The organism is Blautia sp. TM10-2, assembly GCF_003480845.1.
In the GTDB taxonomy this organism is placed as follows: Bacteria; Bacillota; Clostridia; order Lachnospirales; family Lachnospiraceae; genus Fusicatenibacter; species Fusicatenibacter saccharivorans.
Genome location: NZ_QUJZ01000011.1, coordinates 88763 through 102884, shown reverse-complemented (window position 1 = coordinate 102884; position 14122 = coordinate 88763). Strand labels below are relative to the sequence as shown.

Genomic DNA, 14122 nt, shown 5'->3' with positions numbered 1-14122 from the left:
CTGAAAAAAATCAAAAAAATCTGCCCGTCGGATTTTTTTGATTCCTGTGGGCAGATAGATCTGTTATTTATTCCTCATAAAGAAACGTTATGTTCTGCTATTTTTCACTTTTCCGAATCACAATCTGTCCGAACCGTGCACATCCGTCCAGAACCTCTATTTTCAGAATGCCTTCTCCTGTAACGGTACCGAGTGTGAACCGTTCGAGTGTGTTCGGTGCTGTTTCATATGCAAAATATGGATGAACATCCGAAGTTACTTTCTCACCGGCAGGAGGCATTACCCCTTCAAAAAGAGTCTCTCCCTGAATAGCTGCCTGTACCTTCACCTCTTTGTCTGCACAGTAAGTTACAGAAACGGTATAGGTTTCTTTTTCACGGATTGTATAGGAAGCATACTCTCCTGCTCCCAGCTGAAGCTGTACATGATCTCTCGGATGTTTGATCGGACCCGGTGCGGCAAACCCGGCCGGTTCAGGATGATATCCTTTTTCATAAATCAATTCAAACCGGTCATACAGACGATATCCTGCAGCATTCGGAAGATCACTAAGACCACGGTGTGAATCCATCGGCAGCGCGTTGTAGCCGATCGCCGGGATCTCAAAATTGCCCTCTCGAAGCAGATAAGGATGATACTGCGTATTTTCTTTGCATTTATCGACCGCCAGGCATTCCAGGTAGCTGTCCCAGATGGCCTGCGCATGCTCGTAGGACGGTTTTGCAGCTCCATTAATTGCATAATCGGTAATCAGATGCCATTCATCCGGAACATTAAAGTTCAGAATCGAAGCACATCCTGCTCCCTCTACCGTTTTCCAGCACCACAGATTATAACCGGCGTGGTACTCGGCAAGAATCTCATACATCGTTGTCTGCCATGCGTGCTCATTTCTTCCTCCTGTCTCGCCCATCCACAGGCAGATCTTCTGTTCCCGGCAGGTACGGAGAACGCTGGCAAGAGAAGCTACCTCCGGAACAACCATCTCATACGCATGAAGACTGATGCCCCAGTTGTGGTATTCCGGGTCAAACTCATGATCAAAGAAATATGTAAGAGAGGAAAACTGTGTACCATTCAGCAAAAATAAGTGTTTCTGGTCGATCTTTCTGCAGCGGCGGATCATTTCCTCGTAAAAATAGACCAGCTTCGGTGTCAGCTCCTCGCGGCGCGGCGTCATGGAGATCGGCTCGTTGATACAGTCATATGCGCCGATGATCCAGCGGTCTTTGTATCTTCTCATAAACTCTTCCATCAGAAGAAACATCCGCTCCATCGATTCTTCATCGTCATACAGATGCTGTCCATTGTCCACGCCGTCATCACACGGAATTCCGGACTGGCCTGCCGTTGCCGCATGGAAATCTACGACAGCATAAACCTGATACGTCTCACACCAGTCGAGAACATCATTCAGCATGGCAAAGGAATCTTCATTATACGTAATCCCCGGCTCCTCATACAGAAAGCTTCCTGCGCGGATCGGCAGACGCACGGAATTGTAACCGCGTCTGGAGAGAAGTGCAATATCCTCCTCCGTCAGATACAGCCGTCTCCAGCGTTTCCAGAACTCCTCCGCATATTTCGTTCCGCAGGTCTCCCGTAGAATCTGGTCCATACTTCTTCCACGGTCCATGCGTCCCATCGGCGCATATTTTCCAGGCTCGAACAGTCCAAAGCCGCTCTGGGTGCCGAGCATAAATCCTTCCAGATTATCCCAGTTTCCCATGCCCCAGCCGCGGAGAATCACCTCTTCTCCGAAATCATTCACAATAATACCGTCCTGATTGTGCAAAAATCCCCTTACACGTTCTTTGTCATAATACCCCATACAAAAATACCACCTTTCCGCAGAAGCCTTCTGGTTCTGCGCTTTTTCTTCTATTATAAAAATTCTGGTTTTCTGTGTCAAGAAATAGATTTTTACTTTTTTCAGGGAAAAAACATGATATTTTTTTTAAAATTGCTTGACAAACCGAAAAATGAGACTATAATGCAAAGTGTTCAAAAGAAAAAAGGGATCAGAAAAAAGCAATGAGCAGGACAACATTTTTCGGGTGAGCCTTTGCAGAGAACCATCGGCTGGTGCGAGATGGCAGGTATCCCAAAGAACAATCCCCTGTGAGCTGTACAGACGAAACCAGAAATGGAAAGTAGTCCGGACCGGCCTCTCACCGTTAGCAGAGAAGAGATTCACCGGAAAGTGTATCAAATGGTTTCGGGGATCTTGTCTGAGTGATCGACCAAAAGAAACAGCCGATAATTAGAAGTGGTAACGCGGAGCGTTTTTTGAAAGCTTCGTCTTCTTGCATAAGTCAGGGAGACGAAGCTTTTTTTGTTTCCAAGCATACCCACACAATTTCCTTTTCCCTTTTCTTTTTCCATTTGAAATCCATGTAAACTGGAAATATCATTTTTGAACGAGGAGGAATTTTATTATGAACACGTTGGTTATTGTACTGATCGCCGCCGTATGTCTGATAGCAGGTTATACCTTCTACGGAAGCTGGCTGGCAAAGAAATGGGGCATCGATCCCAAAGCAAAAACACCTGCCGTTGCAAAAAATGACGGTCAGGATTACGTCCCTACCGATGGATGGACCGTATTCGCCCATCAGTTTTCTTCAATCGCAGGTGCAGGCCCTGTCACCGGTGCCATTCAGGCCGCTGTCTTTGGATGGGTTCCCGTCCTTTTATGGATCCTGATCGGCGGTATCTTCTTTGGTGCTGTTACCGATTTCGGTGCGCTGTATGCGAGTGTCAAAAACGAAGGAAAATCCATGGGACTTCTCATTGAGAAATACATCGGCAAAACAGGAAAAAAACTGTTTCTTCTCTTCTGCTGGCTCTTTACACTGATCGTTATCGCCGCCTTTGCAGATATGGTTGCCGGAACATTTAATGCTTACGAAACGGTTGACGGCGTCACAAAGCTTTCTGCCCAGGCAACTGTAAACGGCGCTGCCGGAAGCATCTCCCTGCTGTTTATCGCTTTTGCTGTTGTCTTCGGACTGCTCCAGAAAAAACTGCAGTGGAAAGGCTGGAAAGAAATGGTACTCGGCCTTGCATGCACCGTTGCAGCTTTTGCAATCGGCATGAATGTACCGCTTGTAACAAGTAAAGCAACCTGGACTTATCTGGTATTTGCCTACATCTTTCTTGCCGCTGTCCTTCCGATGTGGCTTCTGATGCAGCCGCGTGACTTTATGACAACCTTTATGTTTGCCGGCATGATCCTTGGCGCTGTTGTCGGACTTGTTGTTGCACACCCGAAAATGAATCTTCCAATGTACACCGGTTTCCACAATGCGGCATCCGGAGATCTGTTCCCGATCCTGTTTGTCACCGTTGCCTGTGGTGCTGTTTCCGGATTCCACAGCCTGGTATCGTCTGGAACCTCTTCGAAAACCATTGCGAATGAAAAAGATATGCAGAAAGTCGGATACGGAGCTATGGTTCTGGAGAGCCTGCTTGCCGTCCTCGCCCTCTGCGTTGCCGGTGCTGCTGCTTCTGCAGACGGTACGGCTGCTGTCGGAACGCCATTTGCGATCTTTTCTTCCGGTGTTGCCGGATTTCTGGAAATGTTCGGCATCCCGGTATACGGAGCACAGTGCTTCATGACGATGTGTGTATCGGCGCTGGCACTTACCAGTCTTGACTCCGTTGCACGAATCGGCCGTATGTCCTTCCAGGAACTGTTCACTGTCGATGATATGGAACATGCTGCCGGATGGAGAAAGCTGCTCTGCAATAAATATTTCTCTACCATTGTTACTCTGCTCTGCGGCTACATCCTGACCCAGATCGGATATGCCAATATCTGGCCGCTGTTCGGAAGTGCAAACCAGATGCTGAGTGCACTCGTTCTGATCACGCTCTGTGTCTTCCTGAAAGTCACCGGCCGTGAAAACAGAACCCTGTTCCCGCCGCTTATCATCATGCTCTGTGTCACCTTTACCGCACTGGTAGAGCGTGTCATTGCACTTGTAAAAGCGTATGGAGCAGGAACCGCTGTCTTCCTCGTTGAGGGACTGCAGCTCATCATCGCCATTCTGCTGATGGTTCTTGGTGTCATCATTGTCATCAGCTGTGGAAAAGAACTGTTCCGGAAGAAAGCGGGACAGGAAACGAAATAATATAGATGTTTCTTCAAAGAGCTTCCTAACGTAAAACGCCGTCAGACTACAACAAGTCTGACGGCGTTTTACATGCCATAGTTTTTTACGAAACAATTGCCGCCTTGGTCGCACCGATAATCGGGGAGCTGACTCCCTTCGCCCATTGCCATGCCAGTGCGGTCATACATTCAGGGCTTCCATTGTTTCCTCAATCGGAGTTTCGTAGTCAAAACGGTGAATGATATACAGATCCAGATAATCTGTTCCCAGCCGTTTCAGTGTACCGTCAATCTCTCTGTGAATGGCTTCTGCCGACAGATTGCCAAAATTTTACTCCGTATAATACTGTGCCTGCGCATTCCAAAGCTCATAGTATTTGCCGTTTGTATCCACAAATCCCCTGTTCCATAAGGTAGCATCCAGATACTTCGGGATCTCCCGGTTGACCGCCATAAAGGTTAAATGCCCCCGGCTGTCCTGCTGTAAAAGTGACATCCTCCACCACCTGTAGAGGTGGTGGAGGATGTCACACTTCATGACCTTATTCCTTCTCCGGAAACATACTCTTCAACAGATGCGTTCCCGCTTCCGTCCGAAATACTTTTCTGCAGAAATTTTCAATCGCCTGTTTTGAATATTCGCTCTCGCCGGCATTGACCAGAAAATCGGCTTCCAGCAGGATCTGGTAATCCATTCCCTCTACATTTGTATAGGTATGATGATGCGTAACCAGCCATGTGATGCGTTCGACATCCAGTTCTCCTGCCGGTACATCTTTGAAAAATTCTGCAACGAGCGGCGCACTTTCCTCTTCCTGATGCTTTCCGCTGGTATTTCCGTATTTTTCCCGACACAGCGGGCAGGCAATATCATGGACAACAGCTGCCATCTCCAGCGTTTCCTGTGTTTTTGGATCCAGTCCTTCCGCCTCGCCGATGTTCTTTGCAAAGGCCCATACCTTCAGAAAATGATAAATATCATGAATATTTCCCTTATAAAAATCTGTCATTTTTTCAATTGCAGCAGCAATTTTCATATCGTGTTTCCTCCTTCGCATCCTGTCTTTCTTCCCATTATATCACATGTTTCACGCATTTGAGTATCAGATTATCATCTGATCTTATCACAAAATATGCAAAAACAGGAGGCAGAACCTGCCTCCTGTAGCTTTTTAACACTATGATGTTCTTTATGCCAGCGATTTTCCTGTCAGCATCTCATATGCCTGAAGATATTTCTCGATCGTCTTGTCTACGATTTCCTGCGGCAGAGTCCAGTCGTGGTTTCCATCGTTGGCTTTGAGCCAGTCGCGCGCGAACTGTTTGTCAAAAGATGGCTGACCATGGCCTGGTTCATAACCATCTGCAGGCCAGAAGCGGGAGCTGTCCGGAGTCAGCATCTCGTCGCCGATTACGATATTTCCGTTTTCATCAAGACCAAACTCAAATTTTGTGTCTGCAATGATAATGCCTTTGCTTAAAGCATAATCGGCACATTTTTTATACAGAGCGATGGTGTAGTCGCGAAGCTTCTCTGCATACTCGGCTCCTTTTCCCGGGAAGTATTTTTCCAGATGGGCGATGCTCTGCTCATAAGAGATATTTTCGTCATGATCTCCGATTTCAGCCTTTGTGGACGGAGTGTAGATTGGCTCAGGAAGCTTGTCAGATTCTTTTAATCCTTCCGGAAGCTCGATGCCACATACTTTTCCTGTTTTCTGATAGCTTGCCCAGCCGCTTCCGGTAATGTAGCCGCGGACAATGCACTCGATAGGAAGCATTTCCAGCTTACGGCACATCATGCTGTTTCCGTCAAATTTCTCCTGCTGGAAAAATTCCGGCATGTCTTTTACGTCTACAGAGATCATATGATTCGGAAGGATGTCTTCTGTCAGATCGAACCAGAATTTGGACATCTGGGTCAGAACGGTACCTTTTTTTGTTACCACATTGTTCAGAATGACATCAAAACAGCTAATACGGTCGGTTGCTACCATGATCAGGCTGTCGCCGTTATCATAAATCTCGCGTACCTTACCCTCTTTGATTGGCTTTAATTCTTTCATCATGAATACCTCTTCTTTTCGTATAGGATAGTGAACGGAATTACACCCGATCCGGTGAAATTCCTTTGACACCTTTACCCTACACCACTCCTTATAAATTGTCAAGTATTTATTATTAACGCTACTAAATAAACCCCAAAAGGGATCTTTTATTTCCATTTATAATTCTGCTCCGTTTGTTTCTATCACGTGTTTATACCAGAATGCGGAATCTTTCATAATTCTCTCCTGATTTCTGTAGTCCACATATACGAGTCCAAATCGATCTGAGTAACCTTTGGCCCATTCAAAATTATCCATCAAAGACCACTGGAAATATCCTCTGATATCCGCTTCCTCTGCTGCTTTTCTCAGTTCTCGCAAATATCTTGCAAGAAAATCAATTCTGTTTGGATCATGCACTTTTCCATCTAATGAGATCACATCATGGCAGGATAATCCGTTCTCTGTGATGTAAATTGGCTTATGATATCTTTCATATAAAAACTTCGGTCCCCACTGCAGACATTCCGGTGTTACCGGCCATTGGATCGCAGTTTTAGGAAATCCTTCATATCGGCAAACCTCCTGTGGCTTTCCGTCTTCCCCCATACGGACGCATCTTCCATTATAAATATTCTGTCCATAGATATCGATCGGTTCTGAGATCAGACGCATATCTTCTTCTGTGATTTTCGGAAGATATTTTTCATAACGCACCAATCCCTCATCCGGATAATGTCCTAATAAAACCGGATCAGACCACCAGGATATCTTCCTCTTATTACTCTACTATTCTAATTATTTCCATTCCTCGATTCCCAGATTCTCTATATAATCAGCAAGTTCTCTCGCCATCTCATAGGTTTCTGGAATTCTGAGATGTCCTGGAGTCGCTGCTCCGTTTCTTTTAAAGATACAATGGGAAATCTTACGGTCTCCCATAGAAACCACTACATCGTCAATTGCTTTGTCCCAAGAACTGTCATGCTCAAGCAATGTCGTACAGCAGATGACCGATGCCTTCGGATATACCTGACGCAGTTTTTTTAAAAATTCTGTATAGTGTTCTCTCCAAAGAATTGCTTTCTCACACATATAGTCTTCTGACATGTAATCAAACGGATGATTATCATTCTGGCCAATTGCCACGACAACAACCTGCGGTGTATACTGATTAAAATCCCATTCTGTCAGTTCACCAAATGTTTTATTGAAGCGGATTTTATTCCAGGCACTTTCCATTCCAATCTGATCCGGCTCATGGAACCAGCCTTGTCCATCCAGCAATGCAATTCCGCCCTGTGCGATATCATGGATCTGTGCATTCAGCATACGTGCTGTCATCCATGCATAGGAATACCAGCTGTTAGAATAACCTCCCTGATGTTCAGGGTCCGTCTTTCCTGTATAATCCACTGCTTCTGTCACTTCTCCTGCTGATACAGAATCTCCGTAAACTTCAATTTTTCTTGTCTGTGCATCCGGAAGTTCCAATAATTTTGCTCCGTCTTCAATTTCAAATCCAAGGATGTGCATCTCATGGCAGGAATCCTGACGTTTAAAGAAAAGAACATGATGTTCTCCGTTTTCATTCTCAGGAACACGAATCTCTATTTCATTCTCTTTCTCGTTATCCAGATAATAACACGACTGCACTCCATCTAAAATACATCCAAGATAATTCTGCCAGTATTCATTTTTGTTTCTCAGGAAAATTTTCAAATATTTTCCTGTAAATTTAAATTCCACAGATGTACATGGATAAACCCAGATTGGTTCTTTTGGATTCGCCCAGTCAATCCTTCCGCTATAACGTATTTTTTTATTATCAGGATTAATTCTCATCTTATCTCCTCCATATTTTACAGTAAACTTGCTGCACCGATCATTCCAGCTTCATTTCCAAGTGCTGCTGTCTCAATCTCCAGAAACCTCTCCTTCAAAAATCTTATGCAATAATTAATGACATCAGATAAAATGGAGTTGTATCCGTTACCTCTTCCGGAAGAATTGTTATATCTACCGTATGAATTTTCTTTTCTCCACTGCACTGCAGGAAGCAGTCACCTCAAAATGAATAGAATCCCCGGCTTTTTTCCCGATCCATCCATTTTTAAAATGATCAAGATGTCCTGTTTTCTCTTCCATATCTGCATGAAATCCGCAAAGTTTTGGTGAAATTTCACGGATTGTCAGGCGTTTTGCATTCTCGTATGCATTCTCCGTCATTGCCTTCGGAAAAACAGGTTCTTTTTCCTCAACTTCTAATTCTGCTTTCACGCTTTCAAGGAATTTTTCAATTTCTTCTGCAACAAGTTTGTGTCCTTTATCATTTGGATGAAGTCCATCTGGTGTAAGTTCTTCCCTTATATATTCACCAGCCTTCATTCGCTGATAAATCGTATCTCTTGCTTCAACCTTTGCAGCATTCACGAGAAATCTGTAATTTGTTCCGTAAGAATCCAATAGGCAGTTGGCCGATTTTTTCTTTTATGCGAAATGGAAACGGAACGTATAGCTGTATCTTCCCTTGCATACACGATATTCCGGGTGAATATTTTTCGTCCAGCCGGTATCTCCGCCAAGGCCTGCGTGTGCTGCATCCAGGATCAGCCAGGTTCCTGTCGTATGCTCCGGAAGTTCTTCCTCATATGCGGCTTTTCGATATTCTGCCATAGAATATGGAAGCGCACTGAAATGGAAATCATCACTGCCTACAATCTGAACAGTATGTGTTCCATCTGAAAGAACGGCAAATCGCGTATCCTCATGGCCACCGCATTCGCAAGGTACTACAAACGGAACGTGCTGTTCTGCTACAGAAGATGTGTAAAATCCGGTAAAAGCTGCGTCCTTTCGGTCTGCATACGTCTCCCAGGGTCCTTTTCCATACCAGCTGAGCGTATCAAACGCTGCAGGAAGGCAGAACGACTGTCCGACTCTTGCGATGGTCTCAAGGCCGCTGTTGTTTGTTACTTCGTTTTTCAGCTCCATTCCCTCACTGCCGATGCGATACAGAGTATGAGCGGTAAAGAGTACTGCGTTGTCCGGCTCCGCGGTATAGGAAGCCTGCACTTCAAGAAGCACCTGATTTCCGGCACTGACAGCCGATACTGACTGTACTTTCTTTTTCAGACGATCCAGACCTTCCGCGCGCCAGATATCATCGTAATCACTTTCATGGGTTCCCTCATCAATACCGGTTGGGGCACGATAAAATTCATCTTTTCCGCCGGTCATAAAAGAAACGCTCTTTGCCTGATATCTGGTAAATTCACCTGTCTTTTTATCAAAGATAATTTCGGTCTCTTCGCCGGTGATGCGAACATGATTTTCATCCTCCGCTACGGTCAGTGGTTTCTCCACAATCGTTTTCTCGTCTGCCAGATAAACACCTGTAGTAACCGGAATCTGACGGCGGTATAGTTCTGTTCCCGCCGGTGCATAGAAGGTATCTTGGGCAAGCTCAACGTAATAATTTACATACGCCTCGCCATGCAGTTTCGCCGGAAGCTCCGGAAGCGGAAGCGTCTCTGTTGTTCCGGCTGCCGTGTAAAATGCCGGATAGCTGCCTTTTGCAAGCGTTTCGCCGTTCTGCACAATTTCATAGCGCACCTGCAGATGAGAAAGATCGAGGGTATGGTAGCGGTTTGCCAGCACCCATATAGTTTCGCCGGTATATGGATTTTTCACCTGCTCAATCGTAACCGGGGACTGGCCGTTTCTCACCTCATAGGCGCCCGGTTTATAGGAAAGATCGGCAAAGACAACACCATTCAGACACATATCCGGAACCGGATCGGTCACATCCTCTCCGAACGCTCCGCCGTAGCCGTATTTGATATTTCCGTCCTCCTCGTGGATCGCAATCGCCTTGTCCGCGAAATCCCAGATAAAGCCGCCCTGGAAACGCGGGTATTTATTGACATAGTCCCAAAACTCCTTGAAATTTCCGTTGCTGTTACTCTTTGCATAAGCGTATTCACACATAATGAACGGGCGGAGATCGGAATCGTCTGCCATCACATCCTCAAGCCAGCTCATCGTCGGATACATTGGGCAGATAACGTCGGAAATATTACTCTTTGGGTTGCCGGACTCATACTGAACGTATCTTGTCTTGTCGTATTCGCGGATCCAGCCGTGCATCGCGGCATGATTCGCCCCGGCACCGGATTCATTTCCAAGGGACCACAAGACGATGGAAGGATGGTTTTTATCACGCAGTACCATACGGGTTGCACGCTCCAGATAAGCGGCTGTCCACTCAGCGGATGCACTGAGCTGTCCGCCGTAACCGTGCGTCTCAAGATTTGTCTCATCGACAAGGTAAATGCCAAGCTCGTCACACAGATCATACCATTTCACCGCGTTCGGATAATGGCTGGTGCGGACGGCGTTGAAATTGAGACGTTTCATTACAGCAATTTCTTTTCGCATCTGCTCCTCAGAAACGGTACGTCCCGTCTCGGCGCAAAAATCGTGGCGGTCTACGCCGCGGATCACAAGGCGCTTGCCGTTCAGGGTCAGAACGCCGCGGCCGTTGATCTCCACCTGGCGGAAGCCGACCTTGCAGCTCTCGATATCAACCGTCTCATTCTCTTTGTTCTGCAGCTCGACAACGAGGGTGTAAAGTGTCGGAGTCTCTGCAGTCCAGAGTGCCGGGTTCTCTACCGGAGCAGTAACGGTTGCGATAAATTTCGGCATCAGATAGAAGCCGCACTCAGCAAACGGTCTCGAAGCCATCTCGGTTACTTTGTTCTGTTCTGCATCATACAGCGTCACTTTGGCATGATACTCGCCGTACAACGGTTTGGAGTTGTCCGGCCAGATCGTGACAGAGAGAGTAGCTTTCGTGTAATCCGGGTGTGTGAACAGTGTCTCTGCCTTATAGTCCAGGATGTGCTGCACCGGTTTCGATACGAGGCGGACATCGCGGTAGATACCGGACAGATGCCAGTAATCCTGATCTTCCAGGTAAGTACCGTCACAGTAGCGCATCACCTGTACGGCGAGGGTGTTCGTTCCCTCCTGCACATATTCGGTGATGTCAAATTCCGCGTTCACTTTGCTGTCCTGGGAATACCCCACCTGTTTTCCGTTGACCCAGAGATAGAAGCAGGACTCCACACCGCCGAAATCGATGAGAAGCTGTCTGCCAATATAGTCTGTTGGAACCTCGAAGGTTCTGAAATAGCAGCCAGTCAGATTTTTCTCCGGCACATACGGCGCATTCAGCTCGTAGGTGCCTTCGATAATCTCGATCTCAAATGCTTCGCCATTTGCCTCCCGTTTGAACGGATACAGCATATTGGTGTAAACCGGCTTTCCATATCCCTGCAGTTCCCAGTTGGACGGCACCGGAATCGTATCCCATGCTGCGTGATCGAAATTCTCTTCATAAAATGCTTCCACCGCTTCCGGTGACGGATACATTTTGAATTTCCAGTCTCCGTTCAGATCCATTACAAAGCGGGACGCGTTCCGATTTCCGGCGAGCGCCTGCTCTACCGTCTCATACGCACCATACGGCGTATGCATCGGATAACGATTTTTCTGCGTTATATACTGATTTTCCCAGTCTCTTGTCTGTCTCATGTTCTTGAAACCCTCCTTGCCTTTGCTTTCGCATTTTCCGACTGCCTCTCTTCTTTTTATCCAGATTGGTGTTCCTTTTTTGCTTTCCTGTGATATAATACATCTGTGGATTTTCAGAAGATTCATGCAGTTATCTTATGATTCAGTATAAAACACTGCACGTGGATGAGAAATAGTTGATCTGGTGTTTCTTTTATCCAAAATGGGAAAGCAAAGGAGAAGTCGTATGATACCGGAATATCTGCTTGCAAAAATAGAAAAGAGCGATGTTATCTATCGCTGTATTGGAAATGAAATGAAGAACGGGATTCTGGCATGCGGTTTTATGCGGAAAGAGACGGCGGACCGCTCGCAGTATCATTTTTCGAACGAGTATTACAGCTGTTTCGTGCTGCTGCGCGGGAGCGGGGAATATATTGCCGAGGACGGCACCTCCTATCCGCTGCAGGCGGGAAGTATGGTCCAGCGTCTACCGGGTGTGCCGCATTCCACACGCGTAGACCCCGATGGGAAATGGCTGGAATTTTTTATCTCGATTGGGAAACCGTTTTTTGATTCTTTCTGCTCGCTTTCGGTTCTGAACCGGGAGCCGGTGTTAAAGGCAGAGCTGCTTCCCGGCGATCTCGAGCGGTATCAGAAGCTTCTGCAGTCGTTAAAGGCCACACCGGACAGTCTGCTGCCTTTGCGGATTCCGGAGATGGAAAAAGAGATTCTGCGAATGTACGGCTACCATGCGCACCGGGTGAATCTGCAGCGGGATCCGATCGAGGCCGCCTGCGATATGCTCTCGCAGAATCTTGATGAAGAAATTTCTCTCGAAGAGCTTGCCCGGTCACTCCAGATCGGTTATGAGACGTTTCGAAAAGTATTTAAAAAACAGACCGGCGTCTCTCCTGCACGGTACCGCACCAGGAAGAAAATGGAGCAGGCCCGTATTCTTCTCGAGGGCGGCGTACCGATGAAGGAAATTGCCGGTCTTGTCGGATATGGCGATGTCTATGCGTTCAGCAAGCAGTTTTCCCGGTTCTTTGGATTCCCGCCTGGAAAGTACCGCGCACGTCTTCACACGGATGCGCCGGATTTAGAACAGTTTTAAGATATCGTCCACGGTTTTACGTTTCGGCTTGTCCGGGTTGATGGCACGGTAGCCGACAGCAATGACAGCACCAAGGAGCTCATTCTCCGGAATGGAGAGGGCTTCACGGATAGCTTTCTCATCACGGATTCCCATAATCAGAGTATCAAGGCCGAGTTCTCTTGCGCGCAGGATCAGGTTTTCGTCATGCAGGCCAAGATCGTAATAGCCCCAGCCGTTTCCGACTTCATTGTCCGGTGTTCCGTCCTGCGTGAAGCCGGAGCGGTCTTTTACGAATGCTGTTACGACAAGTGCGGCTCCCTTTGAACTCTTCTGATTGAATTCTGGAAGGCATTTTGCGGAAAATTCTTCGACTTTCTCCGGTGTTACAAGGGCATAGTACCGTGTTGTCTGTGAGTTTTTCCAGGATGGTGCCTGAATCGCTGCCTGTACGATCTCCTGGATCTGCTCTGCGGTTACGTGTTTCTCCGGATCAAACGCGCGGATGCTTCTTCTTTCTTCCAGCAGTTTTGTAAATTCCATGGTGTATATCCTCCTTTTATTTATAAAGCCTCGTAATCTTCCCGTGAAAAACGGTGATACGTCAGGCCGAATTCATTTTCTTCGACACAGTAACAGTATTCATCTACAGACGGGTCTGAAAAAGAAAATACATGGCCCATCTCATGCTCCTCGGATGCGTTTTCTTCCACGGTAGTATGCATTTTCTCTGCATAGGAAGAAAAGCAGTTTCGAACCTGTTCCATTGTGTTTCCAGGCGTTGTGATCACCTGCAGAAGGTTCTGCAGGAGCTCCGGAACAGGAATTTTCCGCTCGATATAAGAACATCCCTCCTCCGGGATTTCCATGCAGTAGCGGTCCTTGACCGCTGAAATCGCAAGTGTTCCAAGACGCGGCTGTACTTCCTTACAGAACGCGGCAAGTGCCGCATCCAGGTCTTCTGTTTCGTCTAAAGAAAGGGAACGGCGCAGGGACTCCGCCGGGTAGTAGAGCTTCATCGTACCGCCCTCATAGCCGATCTTCACCTGCCATTCCCGAATCGTATCGGTAATATGTTTTTCCAACAGTTTTGCTGTCATGTTTTCTAAGTCACCTCCATTGTGCTGCATGTGCAAAAAACACAGTATTATTATCGCACGAATTGGGCATTGTGTGAACACTTAATTTTTTGTTTTTTACAAAAAGAAAAGAATCACTTTTTTACTCCTCGAAACGGCAGAAACCTCCGCCAGAAAAGCTGGAACAGAGGTTTCTGTGATTTCT

Annotated in this window: 12 protein-coding genes and 1 pseudogene; 2 read left to right on the top strand and 11 right to left on the bottom strand. The window is 46.7% G+C overall.

What is annotated here, in order from left to right; all coding sequences use genetic code 11:
* Positions 1 to 97 precede the first annotated feature (97 nt).
* Complete coding sequence (locus tag DXD92_RS12440; RefSeq protein WP_118640609.1) at positions 98 to 1831, bottom strand: glycoside hydrolase family 5 protein; 1734 nt, start codon at positions 1829 to 1831, stop codon at positions 98 to 100.
* 607 nt (positions 1832 to 2438) lie between these two features.
* On the opposite strand from DXD92_RS12440, the gene DXD92_RS12435 reads away from it, so the two are divergent.
* Positions 2439 to 4136, top strand: a complete 1698-nt coding sequence (locus tag DXD92_RS12435) for a carbon starvation CstA family protein (RefSeq protein WP_022462875.1) — start codon at positions 2439 to 2441, stop codon at positions 4134 to 4136.
* A gap of 168 nt (positions 4137 to 4304) precedes the next feature.
* Here DXD92_RS12435 and DXD92_RS12430 read toward each other — a convergent pair.
* The 8 genes and pseudogenes from DXD92_RS12430 to DXD92_RS12400 all read right to left on the bottom strand — a co-directional run.
* Positions 4305 to 4448: pseudogene (locus tag DXD92_RS12430) on the bottom strand (aldo/keto reductase); the annotation flags it as partial.
* Positions 4449 to 4613 carry a hypothetical protein gene (locus DXD92_RS18570; protein ID WP_022462877.1) on the bottom strand — a complete coding sequence of 55 codons (165 nt, stop codon included), beginning with the start codon at positions 4611 to 4613 and terminating at the stop codon, positions 4449 to 4451. It abuts the pseudogene before it with no gap.
* A gap of 46 nt (positions 4614 to 4659) precedes the next feature.
* On the bottom strand, positions 4660 to 5154 hold the full coding sequence (locus DXD92_RS12425; RefSeq protein ID WP_117508936.1) for an HD domain-containing protein: 495 nt from the start codon (positions 5152 to 5154) through the stop codon (positions 4660 to 4662).
* Positions 5155 to 5307: 153 nt separating this feature from the next.
* Complete coding sequence (locus DXD92_RS12420; RefSeq protein ID WP_118640608.1) at positions 5308 to 6183, bottom strand: phosphoribosylaminoimidazolesuccinocarboxamide synthase; 876 nt, start codon at positions 6181 to 6183, stop codon at positions 5308 to 5310.
* Positions 6184 to 6342: 159 nt separating this feature from the next.
* Positions 6343 to 6936, bottom strand: a complete 594-nt coding sequence (locus DXD92_RS12415) for a glycoside hydrolase family 1 protein (RefSeq protein WP_330416875.1) — start codon at positions 6934 to 6936, stop codon at positions 6343 to 6345.
* A 27-nt stretch (positions 6937 to 6963) separates the two neighbouring features.
* Complete coding sequence (locus DXD92_RS12410) at positions 6964 to 8010, bottom strand: electron transporter RnfD (protein ID WP_118594433.1); 1047 nt, start codon at positions 8008 to 8010, stop codon at positions 6964 to 6966.
* 174 nt (positions 8011 to 8184) lie between these two features.
* Complete coding sequence (locus DXD92_RS12405) at positions 8185 to 8598, bottom strand: SGNH/GDSL hydrolase family protein (protein WP_147342480.1); 414 nt, start codon at positions 8596 to 8598, stop codon at positions 8185 to 8187.
* 57 nt (positions 8599 to 8655) lie between these two features.
* Positions 8656 to 11763: a glycoside hydrolase family 2 TIM barrel-domain containing protein gene (locus tag DXD92_RS12400; RefSeq protein WP_158581784.1), complete on the bottom strand. Its 3108-nt coding sequence runs from the start codon at positions 11761 to 11763 to the stop codon at positions 8656 to 8658.
* A 226-nt stretch (positions 11764 to 11989) separates the two neighbouring features.
* Between DXD92_RS12400 and DXD92_RS12395 the strand changes: the two genes are divergently transcribed.
* Positions 11990 to 12859, top strand: a complete 870-nt coding sequence (locus tag DXD92_RS12395) for a helix-turn-helix domain-containing protein (protein WP_158565898.1) — start codon at positions 11990 to 11992, stop codon at positions 12857 to 12859.
* On the opposite strand, the gene DXD92_RS12390 is transcribed toward DXD92_RS12395, so the two are convergent.
* Both DXD92_RS12390 and DXD92_RS12385 read right to left on the bottom strand, forming a co-directional pair.
* Complete coding sequence (locus tag DXD92_RS12390) at positions 12845 to 13381, bottom strand: nitroreductase family protein (protein WP_117508939.1); 537 nt, start codon at positions 13379 to 13381, stop codon at positions 12845 to 12847. The genes DXD92_RS12395 and DXD92_RS12390 overlap by 15 nt on opposite strands.
* Before the next feature lie 20 nt (positions 13382 to 13401).
* Positions 13402 to 13938, bottom strand: a complete 537-nt coding sequence (locus DXD92_RS12385; RefSeq protein WP_055266095.1) for a DUF3877 family protein — start codon at positions 13936 to 13938, stop codon at positions 13402 to 13404.
* Positions 13939 to 14122: the final 184 nt, after the last annotated feature.